We start from the raw sequence: 17,712 nt of genomic DNA on the forward strand, positions 1-17,712 counted from the left end.
CCTTCGTGCTGCCCTCAATGAAGGAGCTCGGCGTGAGCCACGCGCGGCCGAGCCGGCGGCAGGACGAGGAGGGCGTCACGCAGACGATCGTGGCGGTCGCCAGCGTGTCGCTCGGGCATCTCTCCAACCTCGTGCGCCTGTTCGGTGGCACGGGCCACGGCCACAGCGCGCTGTTGAGCGCCGACCACCACGTGATCGCGCGCAGCGACCATCCGCATTCCGTGCGCGTGCTCGAAGACCCGGACGAGGGCGTGCTCGGTGCGCTGCACACCCACATGCTGGCCAACGGCAGCCGCGGCTGGACCGAGGACATGGCCTTTGCCCTCGTGCACGAGGGCACCCACTACCAGGTGCAGACCTCGCGCATTCCGGCCACCGACTGGCATCTGGTCAGCTGGGAGCCCGAAGAGGCGCTGCTGGGTGCGCTGCATCGCAACGTGCTGTGGTCGCTGCTGCTGGTGCTGGCGTTCCTGGCGATCGCGCTCTTCATTTCGCTGCGCCTGTCGAAGCTGGTGACCGCGCCCATCGAAAGTCTCTCGCGCACGGCGCGGCGCATCGGGCGGCTGGAGCTCGACGACCTGCCGCGCGAGTCGAGCCGCGTGCTCGAGATCCAGCACCTGAACCAGGCGCTGGACGAATCCGCGCGCAGCCTGCAGGCCTTTCGCAAGTTCGTGCCGGTGGACGTGATCCGCCAGCTCATCGCCGAAGGGCATGCCCTCGAACCCAACGGGTCGCCGCGTCGCATCACCGCGATGTTCACCGACGTGGAAGGATTCACGGCCATCGCGGAATCGATGCCGGCCGATGTGCTGATGCGGCAGCTCACCGACTACTTCAACCTCGCCACCCGCGTGTTCGCGCGCCACGGCGGCGTGATCGACAAGTTCATGGGCGACGGCATCATGGTGCTGTGGGGCGCGCCCACCGACCTGCCCGACGCGGAGTACCGCGCCTGCGCGGCCTCGCTCGAACTGCACGCCGAGATGACCGAGCTCAACCGCCGCTGGCAGGCCGAGGGCCTGCAGCCCTTTCGCACGCGCATCGGCATGCACACCGGCGTCGTGATTGCCGGGGTGCTCGGCTCGAGCGACCGGCTGTCCTACACGGCGCTGGGCGACGTGATCAACGCGGCCAGCCGCATCGAGGGCACCAACAAGCAGCTGGGCACGCGCACACTGATGTCCGAGGCGACCTTCGAAGGCCTGGGCGGGCGCCTCGCCACGCGGCGCATCGAGGAGCAGATCGAACTGCGGGGGCGGCAGACGCGGATGGTGCTCTACGAGCTGCTAGAGGTCGAGCACCAACCTCGGTGAGCGGGCCCGCGAGCAGCAGGGCAGGAAGCAGTCGTTGGCCGCCTGCTCGGCGGGTGTCAGGTAGAGGTCGTGGTGCGCGACCTCGCCTGCGAGCACACGCGTGAGACAGGTGCCGCAGACGCCCTGCGCGCACGAGACCGGGATCTCGATGCCCTCGGCGGCGAGCGCGTCCAGCACCGTCATCGTCGCGGGGATGCGGACGACGCGGCGGGAGCGGTGCAGTTCGACCTCGAAGCTGCCTTGTCCATCGGCCGGCGGTGCGGCGCCGGAGAACGATTCGAAGTGCACCTGCGCGTCCGTCCAGTGCAGGGCGCGCGCTGTCGTGCGCACGGCCTCGAGAAAGCCCGAGGGGCCGCAGACATAGACGTGCTTGCCCGGAGCCGGACTGCCGAGGGTGGTGGCGAGGTCGAGGTGCTGCGCGGGCGGGCCGTCGTCGTGGTGAAAGAACACCTTGTCCGCGAACGTGCTGTCTTCGAGCCGACGCCGGTAGGGCGCGCGCGCCGCCGAGCGGCTGCAGTAGTGCAGCGCGAAGTCGGCCCCCAGCGTGGCCAGTCTCTGCGCCATCGACAGCAGCGGCGTCACGCCGATGCCGCCGGCCAGCAGCAGGCTGTGCGTTGCGCTTTCGTCGAGCGCGAAGAGGTTGCGCGGTAGGCCGATCTGCAACACCGAGCCTTCATGGACGGCGTCGTGCATCGCCCGCGAACCGCCGCGCGAGGCGGCGCCGCGCAACACGCCGATTTCGTAGTGCCCCTCGTCGCCAGGGGCCGATGCGTTGCACAGCGAATATTGGCGCACCAGCCCGCCGGGCAATGAGACGTCGATGTGCGCGCCTGGCGTGAAGGCCGGCAAGCGCTCGCCATCGACGGGTACCAGCCTGAAGCCGGCCACGCCTTCGGCCTCGACCGTCTTGCGCGCCACCCGCACCGCGATGCCTGCGCCGCTCGACACGCCATTCATTCCTTGGGCACGAGGAAGTTGCCGGCCTCGAACTGCACCGGCGGCGCCGCGGGGTCGAAGCTCACGCCGGCCGGGTCGCGGCCTTCGCGCAGCGCGTCGAGCTGGCGTTGCAGCAGCCGGCGCAGCATCACGATGCCGCGATCGGACGAGGCCAGGTGCTCTTCCGAATGCGCCGTGATGGCGCCCTGGCTCACCTGCGCCTCGTAGTCGCCGGGGAAGGCGCGGTGCTCGGCCTCGCTCAGCTCTTCCCACAGCTTGCCGTTCAGGCGCGAGCGCACGCGGGCGAGATCGCCCGGGGTTTTCACGCGGCCGACGGTGTAGATGCGAAAGCTGTGGTCGTCGATCGGCAGCACCCAGCCGATCGATTCGACGCGCCCGTAGGCGGCCACGCGCGGGTTGGGCACCACGCGCAGCGTCGGCAGCACGGGGCCGGCCACGCGGCGGAAGGTGCTGCCGTCCTCGAGCGTGCGGATCGAGGTGATCGTCACGCCGGTCTCGGTGCTCTCGAAGCTCACGTCGGGCATCTGACCCATGAGCGCCACGAACTGCGTGCCGCTGAAGCTGCCGTGCAGCACGGGCACGTGGAAGGGGTCGGCCACGTTCTCGTAGTGCTGCAGCCAGTTGCACGGAATGACCTGCGGCCCGCCGCCGCCGATGCTGTTGCCGTCGGCTTCCAGGGTCTCGCCGTCGTCCATGGTTTCGAGGCAGTCGTAGCGCGGCAGCACGGGCTTCTTGTCGGCCGGGCCGAGGTAGGCCCAGACCAGGCCGTATTGCTCCTGCACCGGGTACCAGGGCTGGCGCACGCGGCCGCGGCTGCGCGCACCGCCGTCGGGTTCGCAGGGCTGCTCGACGCAGTGGCCCTGCACGTCGAACATCCAGCCGTGGTAGCAGCAGCGGATGCCTTCTTCTTCCACGCGCCCGTAGTAGAGCGAGGCCCCGCGGTGCGCGCAGCGCCAGTGCACAAGGCCCGCGTGACCTTTCTTGTCGCGGAACAGGATGAGGTCTTCGCCCAGCACGCGCACCTGGCGCGGCGTGTCGGTGGCGTCGGCGGCCAGGCCGATGGGATGCCAGTAGCGGCGCAGCAACTCGCCCATGGGCGTGCCCGCGCCGACCTCGGTCAGCTCGGGTTTGTGGCTCGGCGCCTTGCGGCCGTAGGCGGTGCCGGTGTCGAAGGCGATGGGTTGCCACTCGGACGTGGCGGAAGGGGGGGCGACGGCGCTCATTCGGGGGTGACTCCTGCGGCCTTGATCAGGTCCGCCACGCGGGGAAAGTCGGCCTTGTAGCCGGCACGGAATTCGGCGGGCGTGCTGCCCAGCGGCTCGAAGCCGTAGCCGGCCAGCCGCTCCTGGATGTCGGGCAGCTTCGTGATCTCGCGCAGCGCGAGCGACCATTCGTCGAGCACGGGCTGCGGCGTGCGGGCGGGCGCATACACGCCGATCCAGCTGTCGAGGTCGAAACCTGCAAAGCCCTGTTCGGTGAAGGTCGGCACGTTGGGCATCGAGCGCACGCGCTGGCGGCCCGTGATGCCCAGCACCTTGATGCGCCCGGCCTGTGCGAGGCCGCGTGCGGTCGCGGGGTTGGCCCAGGCCACGCCCAGCGCTTCGCCGAACATGTCGTTGTGCGCGGCGGCCTCGGCCTTGTAGGGCACGTGCACCAGGTCGATGTGGTTCTGGCGCGCCAGCAGTTCGCCGAAGAGGTGCGCGTTGGAGCCGTTGCCCCAGGTGCCGTACGAAACGCCGGGATGCGCCTTGGCGTAGGCCACGAATTCGCGCACGGTGGAGAAGGGCGCCGAGGCACGGGCGATCAGCATCGGGCCGCCCGTGGCCAGCTGCGACAGCGGCTCGAAGTCTTTCACCGGGTCGTAGGGCAGCTTGGGCTGCAGCACCACGTTGTTGATGTGCGTGAGCGGCAGCGTGAGCAGCACGGTGTAGCCGTCGGGCGCGGCCTTGGCGACGGCGTCGGCCGCGATGGTGCCGCTGGCGCCGGGACGGGCCTCGACGATCACCGGCTGGTTCCAGCGCGCCTTGAGCTTCTCGGCATAGACGCGGGCGATGGCGTCCATCGGTCCGCCGGGCGAGCCGAAGGGCACGATGCGCACCACGCGGTTGGGAAAGGGCGCGGGTTGCGCGAAGGCGGGGCCGGCGGCGAGGGCCGCGATGCCGGCACCGAGCACACCGAGTGCATGGCGGCGCGCGGTGCACTTCTTGTCCGCCGCATGTGCTTCGGGCGGCGAGGGTCTGAACCGATTCATCGTGTCTCCAGTCGTGTTGTACTTGTGCGCTGGACGATACGGACAGCCTGCCCCGCGGGCAATTCGAAGCTTTGAATATGAGATATGGCCCAACGTGATATCCGCAGCCTCGACGTCGGCATGCTGCGGACCTTCGATGCCCTGATGCGCGAACGCAGCGTGTCGCGTGCGGCGACCCGGCTCTTCCTGAGCCAGCCGGCGGTGAGCGCTTCGCTCAACCGGCTGCGCGACACCTTCGGCGATCCGCTGTTCACGCGCACGGCCCACGGCGTGGAGCCCACCGCGCGCGCCCATGCGCTGGCCGGTCAGGTCGAGCGCGTGCTGGCCGACCTGTCGGCGATGCTGGAGCCCGGCGAGGGCTTCGAGCCGGCGGCGTCGCAGCGCATCTTTCGCATCTCGGGCAGCGACTACGCCAGCCACCTGCTGTTGCCCACGCTCGCCAACGAACTCGCGGCCTGCGGCTCGCGCATCCGCCTGCACTGGGAGACCAGCTCCTTCCTCACGCTCACCGAGCGCCTGCGCAAGGGCGACTTCGACGTGGCCGTGCTGCCGCGCCTGCAGCCGCCGAGCGATTGCGAATCGGCGCTGCTGTACGAGGACCGCTACGTGGTCGCGGTGCGCCGCGGCCATCCGACGCTGGGCGAGGCCGCCACGCTCGATGCCTTCTGCGAAGCACCGCACGTGTTCCTGGGCTACGGCAGCTCGGCGCTGGACGACCTCATCGATCAGGTGCTGGCGCGGCAAGGGCGCACGCGCAGCATGCGCGTGGCGATGACCAGCTTCGGCCAGATCGTCGACCTGCTGGCGCAGACCGACCATGTGGCCGTGCTGCCGCTGCGCGTGGCCGAGCGCTTTCGCGATCGCCTCGCGGTGCACCCGCTGCCCTTCGAGCTGCCGGGCTACCGCTCGGTCGTCTGCTGGAACCGGCGCTCGAATTCCGACGCGGGCGTGCTGTGGCTGAAAGACGCGCTGCTGCGCATCGCGCTCACTGCGCCGGCTTGAGCCTGCGCGCGAAAGCCTCCAACCCGTCGATCGTGATCTGGATGTGCCGCTCGAAGCTGCTGTCGAGCGGCACGGTGGTGCCGTTGTCCCAGCGCAGGATGAAGGCCTTGTTGGCCAGCTGCGGCAGGTGGTGCGAAAGCACGGGATGGTCGAGCGGGCGGATCGTGTGGACGCGCTCGCGCAGCTCTTCGGCCCAGGCCTGCGTGTTGTCGGCAGGCAGGGGCGAAAACTCCATTGTCAGGAAGCCCAGCATCGCGGCGATCACGCAGTTGTAGGCCTCGCGCAGCGGCTCGCCGTCGAAGCCGGCCTCGGTCAGCGCCGCCAGCACGCCTTCGACCAGCTCGGTCGGCAGGCTGCCGTTGGACACCAGCTGCGCCCCGAGCAGCTGCGCCACGTTGGGGTGCTGCCGCACCGCGGCGCGGCAGCGGTGGAACAACTCAGTGATCCAGTCCTGCCAGGCGAGCGTGCCCTTGGGCGGCGTGACCTGCGCCATGACCGTGGCGGCGACTTCGGCCAGCAGGGCCTCGCGCGTGCTGACATGCCAGTGCACCGTGGCCGGGTACACGCCGAGCTGCGCCGCGATCTCGCGCATGCTGAAGGCGCCGAGGCCGAAGGCGTCGATGTGTGCCAGCGCGGCTTCGGCGATGCGCTGCTTCGACAGTGCCGCACCGCCGGCAGGGCGGCCGGCCGTCCGGGGGCGAGGCTCGGGGGCTTTTTTCTTCATGGATGCGGCCATTGTGCAGCGGGTGAATTGATTGTATAAATATTATTAATTGAGCATTGATCAATTAAACGGGCCGGGCGCTCCCGGCACGTTCCACTCCCAAAGGATGTCTCCCATGACGACCGCCATCGACCAGGCCCTGGCCCAGGCCCATCAACGCTTCACCGACGGCAACCCGGAAAGCCTGCGCCGCTTCGAAGCACAGACGCGCTACATGCCCGGCGCCAACAGCCGCTCGGTGCTGTTCTATGCGCCGTTCCCGCTCACCATCGCCAAAGGTGAAGGCGCGGCGCTCTGGGACGCGGACGGCCATCGCTACACCGACTTCATCGCGGAGTACACGGCCGGCGTCTACGGCCATTCGGCCCCCGAGATCCGCGAGGCGGTCATCGAGGCGATGCAGGGCGGCATCAACCTCACGGGTCACAACCTGCTCGAAGGCCGGCTCGCGCAGACGATCTGCGAACGCTTCCCGCAGGTCGAGCAGCTGCGCTTCACCAACTCGGGCACCGAGGCGAACCTGATGGCGCTCACGGCCGCGCTGCGCTTCACGGGGCGGCGCAAGATCGTGGTGTTCTCGGGCGGTTATCACGGCGGCGTGCTTGGCTTCGGCGACCAGCCGTCACCGACGACCGTGCCCTTCGACTTCCTCGTGCTGCCCTACAACGACGCGGACACGGCGCGCGCGCAGATCGACGCGCACGGCGCGGACATCGCCGCCATCCTGGTCGAGCCGATGCAGGGCGCGAGCGGCTGCATTCCGGGGCGGCGCGATTTCCTTCAGGCATTGCGCGACGGGGCCACGCGGGTCGGCGCGCTGCTGGTCTTCGACGAGGTGATGACGTCGCGGCTCGGGCCGCACGGGCTGGCGAACGGGCTGGGCATTCGCTCCGACCTCACGACGCTGGGCAAGTACATCGGTGGTGGCATGTCCTTCGGCGCCTTCGGTGGGCGGGCCGACGTGATGGCGCAGTTCGATCCGCGCACCGGCGCGCTCGCGCACTCGGGCACCTTCAACAACAACGTGATGACGATGGCGGCCGGCTACGCGGGCCTCACGCAGCTGTTCACGCCCGAGGCGGCGGGGGCGCTGGCCGAGCGCGGCGAGGCGATGCGGTCACGGCTCAACGTGCTGTGCGAACGCGAAGGTGTCGCGATGCAGTTCACCGGCGTGGGCTCGCTCATGAATGCGCATTTCCTGCGGGGCGAGGTGCGGCGCGTGGCCGACCTGGCGGCGGTGGACGGGCGCTTGCGGCAGCTGCTGTTCTTCCACCTGCTGAGTGAGGGGGTCTACACCTCGCCGCGCGGATTCGTCGTGCTCTCGCTGCCGTTGTCGGCGCAGGATATCGACCGCTACGTCGCCGCCGTGGGCAGCTTCATCGAGGCCTACCGGCCGTTGCTGCTCAGCGCGGGGTAGTGCCCGCCACGCCCAGCAGCTCGTGCAGGCGCGTGCTGGTGGTCGTGTACTGCAGCGGGATCGCCTTGCCGGGAAACACCCGCGCGGCAGCGCCCCAGGCGGCCAGCGTCGCCTCGTGGAAGCCGCAGACGATGAGCTTCTTCTTGCCCGGGTAGGTGTTGATGTCGCCCACCGCGAACACGCCGGGCTCGCGGGTCTCGTACTTCTCGGTGTCGACCGGCACCTGCTTGCGCTCCAGCTCCAGGCCCCAGTCGGCGATGGGGCCCAGGCGCGGCGAAATGCCCAGGCAGGCGATCAGCGCATCGAGCGGAAGCTCGACCGTGGTGGCGTTGGGCGTGGTGATCTGCAGTTGCTTGCCGTCGAAGGCGCTCGGCTGGCCGACCCGGAAGGCCAGCTTGCCGTCGGCCACGAGGGCGCGCATGGCGGCTACGTTCGCCTCGTCGGCCTGGAAGCCGTCGCGCCGGTGGACCAGCGTGACCTGCCTGGCCAGGGCCGTGAGGGCGATGGCGGTTTCCAGCGCGATGTCGTCGCCGCCGTTGACCACGACCGTCTGGCCGGCGAAGCGGTCGAGCGAATCGGGGTGATAGAACAGCGTCGAGCCTTCGAACTGCCCGATGCCGTCGACTGCGATGCGCTTGGGCACGAAGGCGCCGACGCCGGCCGCGATGAACACGGTCTTCGCGAGGAAGGCGGTGCCGGCCGAGGTGGTCAGCAGCAGGCGGTCATCGGCCTGGCGGGCCAGCGTAGAAACCTGCTCGCCGAAGTGGAATTGCGGCTTGAATGGCGCCACCTGCTGCAACAGCGACTGCGCCAGATCGCGCCCGCTGGTGACCGGGGTGCCGGGAATGTCGTAGATCGGCTTGTGGCCGTACAACGCCACGCACTGGCCGCCCGCGGCGGGCAGCGCATCGACGATGTGGCAGGAAATCTCGAGCAGGCCCAGCTGGAAGGCCTGGAACAGGCCGACCGGACCGGCGCCGATGATCAGCGCGTCGGTCTCGATCGGTGCGGGCGCCTGGCTCAGCGCACCAGCTCCGAGATCTTGCCCGTCTTGTCCTTCCACTCCTCGGCTTCGGGCAGGGCGGGCTTGCGCTTGGTGATGCTCTTCCAGCCGTCGGCCAGGGCCAGCTCGGCGTTCAGCTTGATGAAGGCGATCTGGTCGGCCGGCAGGTCTTCCTCGGCGTAGATCGCATTGACCGGGCATTCGGGGATGCAGACGGCGCAGTCGATGCATTCATCCGGGTCGATCACCAGCATGTTGGGACCTTCGCGGAAACAGTCGACGGGGCAAACGTCCACGCAGTCGGTGTATTTGCAACGGATGCAGGCTTCGGAGACGACGTGGGTCATTTGTCTTTTAGCGTCAGGAGAAGGGGCTGGAAAACCCTAGATTTTAGGCCTTTGCGGCGGGCGGCTGCACGAGCACGGCGGCGGAGGTGCGATGAGAGGCCGTATCGACCAGCACCAGCGACCCCAGGGCACGCGATTGGGCGAAGGGCAGCACGGCCAGCGGCTGCTGCAGCGCGAGCACCACATCGCCGATGGAATTGGCCTCCAGCTGGGTCGCCGGCTCGGATTCGAGGGTCGTGATGTTCACGCGATCGACGATGCGCGCCACCTTGGCCTTGACCCAGCGGTGGCCCTGCAGCGCCCAGTACACGCGGCCCGCAACCAGCGGCTCGTCGTCGAGCCAGGCCACGGTGGCGGTGATCTCGCGCACGGGCTCGAAGGCCTCGGGTGCCAGCAGCCAGTCGCCGCGCGACACGTCGAGTTCGCGGTCGAGCACGATGCCGGCGCTGTGGCCCGCATGCACGGTCTTGGGCTGGCGCGTGTGGCTCAGCACCTGCGCCACGGTGGCGGTCTGGTTGCTGGGCAGCACCGTGACGCGCTGGCCGGGTTCCACATGGCCCGAGGCGACGCGGCCCCAGAACACGCGGCGGCCCTGCGTGGTGTCGGCCGAGGCCGAGAATTTCTCGACCCACTGCACCGGGAAAGCGAAGGGCACGGCTTCGTCCTGCGCGGTCACGGGCAGGTCTTCGAGCAGCTCGAGCAGGCTCGGGCCTTCGTAGCCGACCCAGTCGGCATGGCGCGTGGCCACGTTCCAGCCCTTGAGGGCCGAGATCGGCACGATGGCCGCGACCTTCACGCCGGCCGCTTCGGCAAAGGCGTTCAGCGCGGTCGAGATGCGCTCGAAGGCGAGGGCGGCGTCGTCGATGGCGTCGAGCTTGTTGACCGCGAACACGATCGACTGCACGCGCAGCAGGTTGGCGAGCAGCGTGTGGCGGCGCGTCTGCGGCAGCAGCTCGCGCTTGACCACGGTGCCGTCTTCGACCTCGGCGGCCCAGGCCAGCTTGGTGGCATCGACCAGCACGACGGCCGCGTCGGCGGCCGAGACGGCCGTGACCATGTTGCGCGTGTACTGCTCGTGGCCCGGCGCGTCGCCGATGATGAACTTGCGCTTGGCGGTCGAGAAGTAGCGGTAGGCCACGTCGATCGTGATGCCTTGCTCGCGCTCGGCCGAGAGGCCGTCGGTCAGCAGGGCCAGGTCGGTTTCGCCGCCGCGCTGCACGCCAGCCAGCTGGTCCTGCAGCACGGTCTTGCTGTCGACCAGCAGGCGGCCGATGAGCGTGCTCTTGCCGTCATCGACCGAGCCGCAGGTGATGAAGCGCAGGGCGGTGCCGGTGTCGCCGTGGACGTCGGACGTGGCGGGGGTTGCGATCGTTGCGCTCATCAGAAGTAACCGTCTTTCTTGCGTTTTTCCATCGAAGCTTCGGAGGTCATGTCGTCCATGCGCGTGGCGCCGCGCTCGCTGACGTCGACCGACAGCGTCTCCAGCACCACGTCGCCCGCACCCGCAGCCAGGCTCTCGACCGGGCAGGTGGTCGTGATGTCGCCCACGGTGCGAAAGCGCACGTCGCGCACCTGCACGGTCTCGCCGTCGCGCGGCGGCGTGAGTTCGGTCACGGGCACCAGCAGGCCGCGGCGCTCGACCACTTCGCGCTTGTGCGTGTAGTAGATCGACGGCAGGCCGACGTTCTCGCGCTCGATGTATTGCCACACGTCGAGCTCGGTCCAGTTCGAGATCGGGAACACGCGGAAGTGCTCGCCAGGAGCCAGGCGCGTGTTGAACAGCGTCCACAGCTCGGGGCGCTGGTCCTTGGGTTGCCACTGGCCGAAGCTGTCGCGGTGCGAAAAGATGCGCTCCTTGGCGCGGGCCTTTTCCTCGTCGCGGCGGGCGCCGCCGATCAGCGCGTCGAAGCGGAATTCTTCGATCGCCTCGAGCAGCGTCACCGACTGGTGCGCGTTGCGCGACTCGCCGGGATGGGCCAGGCGCACGGTGCCGCGCTTCATCGAGTCTTCGACGCTGCGCACGATGAGTTCGGCGCCCAGCTCCTGTGCGCGCTGGTCGCGGTAGGCCGTCACTTCGGGGAAGTTGTGGCCGGTGTCGATCATCAGCAGCGGGTAGGGAATGCGGCCGACGCCGAAGGCTTTTTCAGCGCACTTGAGCAGCACCAGCGAGTCCTTGCCGCCCGAGAACAGCAGGGTGGGGCGCTCGAAGGCGGCAGCCACTTCGCGCAGGATGAAAATGGTTTCTTCTTCCAGCGCGTCGAGGTGCGTGTTGGACAGGTTCGCGGGTGAATGCATGGGCGGCTGCAGCAGGTCGGCTTCGGTACGGGCGTTCATCGGATGGGGTCCTGGAGGCGGAGAGCGATCGTTCAGTGCGACAGGTGCAAGCCGCATTCGCGGTTGTCCTCGCCCTTGGTCGGGTCCACGTAGTCGAAGTTGTTGGGCAGGCCGTTGGCTTCGCAGTATTCGTACAGGTCCTTGGACGACCAGTGCAGCAGCGGCGCGACCTTGATCAGGCCGTCCGGGTTCACGCTGACCGGGTCCATCTGCGCGCGCACGGCCGTGTCGGTGGCCCGCAGCGCGGTGAACCAGACCTTGGGCGCGGTTTCGCGCAGGGCGCGAGCAAAGGGCTCCAGCTTCACTTCTTCGGTGAAGGCGGCGTGGCGCGGATCGTCCAGCGCCGGCGTGGCGCCTTCGACCGCTTCGCGGTGCGCGCGCGAGCGGCGCGGCAGGTAGATGTGCAGGTCCAGGCCCAGGAGCTTCGTCACCTCGTCGGCAAAACGGTAGGTGGCCTCGGTGTTGTAGCCGTTGTCCATCCAGACCACCGGCACGTCCCGCTTGGCGCGCGTGACCATGTGCAGGATCACCGCCTCGAAAGGGCGGAAGTTGGTGGTGATGATCGCGGGCTGGCCCAGGCCGACGGCCCAGTCCACCAGGCCCTCGGCGTTGCGGCCGAGTTCGGTGTTGATGCGTGCGAAGTCGATGTCGGTGGCGATGCTCATGGGGCTCTCTTGTCTGCTCAGGCGCCGGCGACGAAGTGCGGCGCGGTCTTCACCGCATCGCCCTGGTAGAACGTGGCGAAGCGGTCGAACTGGCGCTGTGCGTCGGAGGCGTCCACGCCTTCCTTGAGCACGGCGCTGGAGAAGCCGGTGCGTTCCATCTGCACCAGCTGGTCGATCAGCACGTCGCCCGTGGCGCGGATGTCGCCCGTGAAGCCGAGGCGGCGGCGCAGCAGGAAGGCCTGGCTGTAGGCGCGGCCGTCGGTGAACTTCGGAAAGTTCAGGTCGATGCGCTCGATGTCGGCCAGGCACACCTCGATGGCGAGCGGGTCGGCGTCGTTGGCCAGTTGCAGGACCTTCGGGTCGCCGTCGTCGATGTGTTCTTCGGCCGAAAGGATGTTCAGAGTCTTCTTCATGCTGCTTCCTCCACCTTGAATCGCGCACCGTTGGCTGCGGCCTTGAACGGGTCGTGACCCACGCGGCGCAGGGTGTCGATGAAGGTTTCGCCGTTTTCACGGGTGTCGCGGTACGTGGTGAGCACAGCCTCGATCACGCCCGGCACTTCGGCCGCCGAGAACGAGGGACCGACCACCTTGCCCGCCTGCGGCGCGCCGCTGAGCGCGGAGCCGTCGGAACCGCCGAGGGTGACCTGGTACCACTCCTTGCCGTCCTTGTCGACGCCCAGGATGCCGATGTGGCCGCTGTGGTGGTGGCCGCACGAGTTGATGCAGCCGCTGATGTGCAGGTCGATCTCGCCCAGGTCGTCGAGCTCGTCGAGGTCCTGGTAGCGCTCGGTGATGGCTTCGGCGATGGGAATGGAGCGGGCGTTGGCCAGCGCGCAGAAGTCGCCGCCGGGGCAGGCGATCATGTCTGTCAGCAGCTGCACGTTGGCGCTCGCGAAGCCGGCGGCGCGGGCGGCGAGCCACAGCGCGTGCAGGTCTTCGGCGTGCACCCAGGGCAGCACCACGTTCTGGTCGTGCGTCACGCGGGCTTCACCGGCCGAGAAGCGGTCGGCCAGCTCGGCGATGGTGTCCAGCTGGTCGCCCGAGGCGTCGCCGGGCGCCTGCTTCAGGCGCTTGAACGACAGTGTCACGGCGCGCAGCGCGGGGTTTTTGTGGGCGTCGACGTTGCGGGCCAGCCAGCGCGCGAACATGACGTCGTCGGCGGCGTGGGCACGCAGCTCGGCGTCGGTCTTCTCGGCGCTTTGCAGCACGCGGGTGGCCAGCGTCGGCGGCACGAAGGAGGCGGCCACGCGGTCGTACTCTTCCTGCGTGATGGTGTGCGGTGCGCCGTCGTGCTCGAGGATCTGCTTGTACTCGGCCTCGACGTCGTCGATGTAGCGCTGGCCTTCGGCCTTCACCAGGATCTTGATGCGCGCCTTGTAGATGTTGTCGCGGCGGCCGTAGCGGTTGTAGACCCGGATCACCGCTTCGAGGTAATTCATGATCTGCTGCCAGGGCAGGAAATCGCGCAGCACGGTGCCGATGATGGGGGTGCGGCCCATGCCGCCGCCCACCTGCACGCGAAAGCCGATGTCGCCGGCGTCGTTCTTCACCACGTGCAGGCCCACGTCGTGCCAGCCGGTGGCGGCGCGGTCTTCGGTGGCGCCGGTGATGGCGATCTTGAACTTGCGCGGCAGGAAGGCGAACTCGGGGTGCAGCGTGCTCCACTGGCGCATGATTTCCGCGAAGGGGCGCGGGTCGGCGATCTCGTCGACGGCAATGCCGGCGCGCTCGTCGCTCGTGATGTTGCGGATGCAGTTGCCGCTGGTCTGGATGCCGTGCATGTCGACCGAAGCCAGCAGGTCCATCACGTCGGCCGACTTGGCCAGCGGAATCCAGTTGTACTGGACGTTCTGGCGCGTCGTGAAGTGGGCGTAGTGGGTGGGCAGCTTGTGGCTGCCGAGCAGGCCCTGGGTCTCGATGGCCTTGCGGTAGACCTCGGCTTCGGGCTCGTCGTATTCGCGGGCGATGCGGGCCAGCACGCGCAGCTGCTTGCTCGACAGCTCGCCGTACGGCACGGCCACGCGCAGCATCGGCGCGTAGCGCTGCACGTACCAGCCGTTTTGCAGGCGCAGGGGGCGGAACTCGTCCTCGTGCAGGCGGCCCTTTTGCCAGCGCTCGAGCTGGTCTCGGAACTGGGCAGCGCGTTGGTGAACGAACTGGCGGTCGAATTCTGTGTATTGGTACATCGTGCGTATGTGTCTTGAAGAAGTGCGGTGCCGCACGTACAACGGGGCGCCCCAGCAAGAAGCCCCGGATTCTGAAAGCCCGCCTTATGGAAACAAACTATTTTTTGGTTCGCGTCTTATGCGGATAAGCTTATTCACCAGCATCCATGCGGGTTGCGAGGCGGTTGGTTGCTTATTCCGGATAAGGCGCGACGGCCGGCGCGGGGTCGCCGGACGCTGGATTCTAGGAACCCGGGGGCGCCCGCGCAGCGCGGCGCGGGCGATCCTGGCTATCGCAGCTTGAAGTCGAAGCCCAGGGTCTGCGGCGAGCTCAGCAGCTGCCGGGCGGCCTTGTCGGCCTGGTGCTGCGCATTGAGCCATTCCCGGGCCAGCCGGGCTTCGGTCCGGTTCAGGTGCTCGATGCCGTGGTGGCGCTCCTTCGACCAGGCCTGGAAGCACTTCACCACCCGCAGCGGATCGCCGATCTGCTCCTCGATCCGCAGCCGATAGATGTCCGCGGCCACCATGACATCCTTCAAAGTGAAGTTCTGGCCTTTGACGTGGACCACGTAGGGGACCACATAAGAAGTTGTCCTGGCGAGATCGCTCATGCCTTCATCCGTGCCTCAAGTCGCTGCCTGTGCCGCAGATTAGCGGTGGGTATCGAAATGAAACTGAGCGTTTCTGAGCGCCGAAGCGGCGCCCGGACAGCGCCGGGCTAGCGCCGGATGAGCGTCTTGGCGTGGAAGCGGTAGCCGGCGTTGCGCGCCGTGTTGATCGGCAGCACCAGCCCCGTGGCCTCGCTGACCTTGCGCCGCAGGCGGCGGATCTGCGTGTCGAGGCGGCGCTGGTCGTAGCTCAGGTAGTGCTCGCCCAGCGCCTGCACGATCTGCTGGCGGCTGGCGATCTCGCCGGCGCTGCGCATCAGCTCGTGCAGCACCGTGAGGTCCTGTTCCGACAGCGCAATGGGCGCGAAGCCCGGCGGCGACAGCCGGCGCGGGCCCAGTTCCAGCACCCAGGCGTCGGCCGGCAGCGCGGCGGGCGAATCGCCCAGGCGCCGCGACAGTGCCGCCAGCGTGGCGGCCAGTTCATCGAGGTCGGTGGTCTTGGACAGGTAGTAGTCGGCGCCGATGTCCAGCCCCGTCACGCGGTCGCGGGCGCCGCCGCGTGCCGTCAGCACGACGATGCCCAGGCGCTCGCCGCGTTCGCGCAGCTCGCGGATCAGCGACAGGCCGTCGCCATCGGGCAGCCCGAGGTCGACCAGCGCGATGCCGTGGCGGGCCGGGTCGTAGGTGCGGTGGAAGCCCTCGAGCGACGCCTCGGCATCGACCCGGTAGCCGCTGCCGGTCAGGAACTCGCTCAACTCTTCGCGCAGCACGGCTTCATCTTCCAGCAGGATCACATCACGCATGGGAACAGGGTAGGGGCTGGTGGCCGAGGGAATCTGAGCGTTTCTAAGCACGATGAAAGGCGCGCGGATTGTAGGGGCGCCCTCGATAATCCGCGCCCATGAAACGCCTTGCTCGGTGCCTGTGGCGGTGCGGTTGTTTTGCCGTGCTGGGCCTTCTCTTTTCCACCGCGGCCGCCGCCGGCGTGCTGCGGCTGAATCCGCTGGCCAGCGTCGACAGCCACGGCCAGTTGTCGATGCTGCGCGACCCCGAGGGCCGCCTCAGCGCCGACGAGGCCGCCGCCGCACCGGGCTGGAAGGCCTTGCCCGGGGCCGTGAATGCGGGCTTCACGCGCGACGCCGTGTGGATCAGGCTCGAGGTGCAGCGCCCGGCCGACGCACCGCAGCAGCGCTGGCTGGCGCAGTTCAGGAATGCGCTGCTCGACGACGTGCGGCTGTACCGCCGGGACGACACCGGCCGCTGGCAGCTGGCCGTGCACTCGGGAGAAGACATCGGCCGCGAGCACTGGCCGGTGGACGCGCGCAACGTGCAATTGCCGCTCACGCTGGAGAGCACCGAACCCACGCCGCTGCTGCTGCGCCTGCAGTCGCGCAACGCCATGTCGACCACCATCGGCTTCGCCGCGCCCGAGGTCTATGCGGGCACCGCGCGGCGCGAGTACCTCTTCTACGGCCTGGGCTTCGGATTCGGCCTGATGCTGCTCGCCTTTCACACGCTGTTCTGGCAGATGACGCGCGAGCGCCTGAGCGCGTGGTACCTGGTCTATGTGGCGAACGCGCTGCTGGTCGAGTTCCTGACGGCCGGGCTGCCGCAGCAGCTGCTGGCCATGCCCGCGCGGCTGTCCGACCTGCTGCTGAGCCTGTCGATCTGCGCCGGCGTGGCCATCGGCATCCGCTTCGCCGGCATGCAGCTGGGCACCGACCTGCAGTGGCCGCGCTTCACCCGCGTGGCGGTGCGCGTGGTGGGCCTCGTGAGTGCCATCGCGGTGGCGCTGGTGCTGGCTGGTGCCAACGGCCTGGCCATGCAGGCCGTGCAGGGGACGGCGATGCTGTGCATCGTCTACCTGATCGGCGCCGCGCTGTGGCTGCTGCCGCGCGACCAGGGCCAGGCGCGGGCCTTTCTAGTCATCTTCGGCATCTACTACGCGGGCGTGATGGTGAGCTTCCTGCGCAACCAGGGCTGGCTGCCGGCCGGCGCCTGGACCGACAACGCGACCGCCGTGGGCACGCTGCTGCACCTGCTGCTCATGAGCATGCGGCTGAACCGCCGCTACGACCAGCTGCGCCGCGAGAAGGAAGCCGCGCAGGCGCGCCTGGTGCACGTGGTCGGGCGCCAGAACGACCGGCTGGAAGACGAGGTGCGCAAGCGCACGGCCGACCTGCGCGGCGAGATCGAGCAGCGCCAGCGCCTCGAGGTCGACCTGCGCGCGGCGCTGGAGACCGAGCGCCGCGCCAAGCAGTCGCAGGTGGACTTCGTCGCGATGGTGTCGCACGAGTTCCGCACGCCGCTGGCCATCATCCACACCACCGCGCAGCAGATCGCCAAGAACCTCGACGCCGCGCGCGAGAAGACCCTCGCGCGCTGCCTGAACCTGCGCGCCGCCGCGCAGCGCATGACGGCGCTGGTCGACGAGTACCTGACCTCCGATCGCATGGAAGCCGGCCAGACGCCATTCCAGCCGCGCCCTTGCGAGCGCGACGAGTTGCTGGAGCTGTTCGAGGACCTGGTGGCCGACTGGCCCGACGGCCGCGTCGTGTGGCAGGGCAGCCACCTGCCGCCGCAGCTGGTGTGTGACCCCGGCCTGCTGCGCGTGGCGCTGCGCAACCTGCTGGCCAACGCCGACCGCCACACGCCGGCCGGCCGCGCCATCGTGCTCGACGTGGTGCCGGCGGAAGCGGGCGGGTTGGACATCCGCGTGAGCAATCCCGGCGACGCGATTCCGCACGACGAGGTGCCGCGGCTGTTCGAGAAGTACTTTCGTGGCCGGCAGGCGGCGCGCTCACCGGGCGCCGGGCTGGGCCTGTACCTCGTGCATCAGATTGCGGAGTTGCACCGCGGACACGCCCGGCTCGACAGCGCCGGGCAGGACGGTCAAGTGCGCTTCAGCCTCGCACTGCCTTGAG

General features: G+C 68.9%; 17 protein-coding genes. 4 read left to right on the top strand and 13 right to left on the bottom strand.

The window, feature by feature from the left end:
- Positions 1 to 752 precede the first annotated feature (752 nt).
- Positions 753 to 1,313, top strand: a complete 561-nt coding sequence (locus AC07O4_RS04305; RefSeq protein ID WP_495304021.1) for an adenylate/guanylate cyclase domain-containing protein — start codon at positions 753 to 755, stop codon at positions 1,311 to 1,313.
- On the opposite strand, the gene AC07O4_RS04310 is transcribed toward AC07O4_RS04305, so the two are convergent.
- From AC07O4_RS04310 to AC07O4_RS04320, 3 genes are read right to left on the bottom strand one after another with little or no spacing between them, the layout of a single operon-like run.
- Entirely contained in the window at positions 1,287 to 2,261 is a 975-nt protein-coding gene (locus AC07O4_RS04310) for a PDR/VanB family oxidoreductase (protein WP_495303838.1), read from the bottom strand. The two genes, AC07O4_RS04305 and AC07O4_RS04310, sit on opposite strands and share 27 nt — an antisense overlap.
- Positions 2,262 to 2,266: 5 nt before the next feature.
- Complete coding sequence (locus tag AC07O4_RS04315; protein WP_495303839.1) at positions 2,267 to 3,493, bottom strand: Rieske 2Fe-2S domain-containing protein; 1,227 nt, start codon at positions 3,491 to 3,493, stop codon at positions 2,267 to 2,269.
- Positions 3,490 to 4,521 (bottom strand): Bug family tripartite tricarboxylate transporter substrate binding protein, encoded by a 1,032-nt coding sequence (locus tag AC07O4_RS04320; RefSeq protein WP_495267522.1) that lies wholly within the window; start codon positions 4,519 to 4,521, stop codon positions 3,490 to 3,492. Before AC07O4_RS04320 ends, AC07O4_RS04315 begins: the two co-directional genes overlap by 4 nt.
- 84 nt (positions 4,522 to 4,605) lie before the next feature.
- On the opposite strand from AC07O4_RS04320, the gene AC07O4_RS04325 reads away from it, so the two are divergent.
- A complete protein-coding gene (locus tag AC07O4_RS04325) occupies positions 4,606 to 5,523 on the top strand; it encodes a LysR family transcriptional regulator (protein WP_062472484.1) in 918 nt (305 codons plus the stop codon).
- Here AC07O4_RS04325 and AC07O4_RS04330 read toward each other — a convergent pair.
- Positions 5,507 to 6,247 carry a TetR/AcrR family transcriptional regulator gene (locus AC07O4_RS04330; protein ID WP_495303840.1) on the bottom strand — a complete coding sequence of 247 codons (741 nt, stop codon included), beginning with the start codon at positions 6,245 to 6,247 and terminating at the stop codon, positions 5,507 to 5,509. The genes AC07O4_RS04325 and AC07O4_RS04330 overlap by 17 nt on opposite strands.
- Before the next feature lie 115 nt (positions 6,248 to 6,362).
- Between AC07O4_RS04330 and AC07O4_RS04335 the strand changes: the two genes are divergently transcribed.
- Positions 6,363 to 7,664, top strand: coding sequence for an aspartate aminotransferase family protein (locus AC07O4_RS04335; protein ID WP_495303841.1), 1,302 nt, complete (start codon positions 6,363 to 6,365; stop codon positions 7,662 to 7,664).
- Here the strand turns inward: AC07O4_RS04335 and AC07O4_RS04340 are convergent.
- From AC07O4_RS04340 to AC07O4_RS04380, 9 genes are all read right to left on the bottom strand, one after another.
- On the bottom strand, positions 7,651 to 8,727 hold the full coding sequence (locus tag AC07O4_RS04340; protein ID WP_495303842.1) for an NAD(P)/FAD-dependent oxidoreductase: 1,077 nt from the start codon (positions 8,725 to 8,727) through the stop codon (positions 7,651 to 7,653). The genes AC07O4_RS04335 and AC07O4_RS04340 overlap by 14 nt on opposite strands.
- Entirely contained in the window at positions 8,685 to 9,014 is a 330-nt protein-coding gene (gene fdxA / locus AC07O4_RS04345) for a ferredoxin FdxA (RefSeq protein WP_062472491.1), read from the bottom strand. The genes AC07O4_RS04340 and fdxA overlap by 43 nt, the downstream gene beginning before the upstream one ends.
- A gap of 43 nt (positions 9,015 to 9,057) precedes the next feature.
- Positions 9,058 to 10,395: a sulfate adenylyltransferase subunit 1 gene (locus tag AC07O4_RS04350; protein ID WP_495303843.1), complete on the bottom strand. Its 1,338-nt coding sequence runs from the start codon at positions 10,393 to 10,395 to the stop codon at positions 9,058 to 9,060.
- Entirely contained in the window at positions 10,395 to 11,348 is a 954-nt protein-coding gene (cysD, locus tag AC07O4_RS04355; RefSeq protein ID WP_307588654.1) for a sulfate adenylyltransferase subunit CysD, read from the bottom strand. The genes AC07O4_RS04350 and cysD overlap by 1 nt, the downstream gene beginning before the upstream one ends.
- A gap of 32 nt (positions 11,349 to 11,380) precedes the next feature.
- The gene (locus AC07O4_RS04360) at positions 11,381 to 12,013 is read right to left on the bottom strand and encodes a phosphoadenosine phosphosulfate reductase domain-containing protein (RefSeq protein ID WP_139706772.1); all 633 of its coding nucleotides are present in this window, start codon (positions 12,011 to 12,013) and stop codon (positions 11,381 to 11,383) included.
- A gap of 17 nt (positions 12,014 to 12,030) precedes the next feature.
- Entirely contained in the window at positions 12,031 to 12,426 is a 396-nt protein-coding gene (locus AC07O4_RS04365) for a DUF934 domain-containing protein (protein ID WP_062472499.1), read from the bottom strand.
- A complete protein-coding gene (locus AC07O4_RS04370; protein WP_495303844.1) occupies positions 12,423 to 14,201 on the bottom strand; it encodes a nitrite/sulfite reductase in 1,779 nt (592 codons plus the stop codon). Before AC07O4_RS04370 ends, AC07O4_RS04365 begins: the two co-directional genes overlap by 4 nt.
- A gap of 269 nt (positions 14,202 to 14,470) precedes the next feature.
- Positions 14,471 to 14,791 (bottom strand): hypothetical protein, encoded by a 321-nt coding sequence (locus tag AC07O4_RS04375; RefSeq protein WP_139705889.1) that lies wholly within the window; start codon positions 14,789 to 14,791, stop codon positions 14,471 to 14,473.
- 107 nt (positions 14,792 to 14,898) lie between these two features.
- On the bottom strand, positions 14,899 to 15,591 hold the full coding sequence (locus tag AC07O4_RS04380) for a response regulator transcription factor (protein ID WP_062472505.1): 693 nt from the start codon (positions 15,589 to 15,591) through the stop codon (positions 14,899 to 14,901).
- Positions 15,592 to 15,689: 98 nt separating this feature from the next.
- Here AC07O4_RS04380 and AC07O4_RS04385 point away from each other — a divergent pair, with 98 nt between their 5' ends.
- A complete protein-coding gene (locus AC07O4_RS04385) occupies positions 15,690 to 17,711 on the top strand; it encodes a sensor histidine kinase (protein ID WP_495303845.1) in 2,022 nt (673 codons plus the stop codon).
- Position 17,712 lies beyond the last annotated feature (1 nt).

The sequence above is a fragment of the Variovorax sp. GW821-FHT09D04 genome (assembly GCF_059416405.1).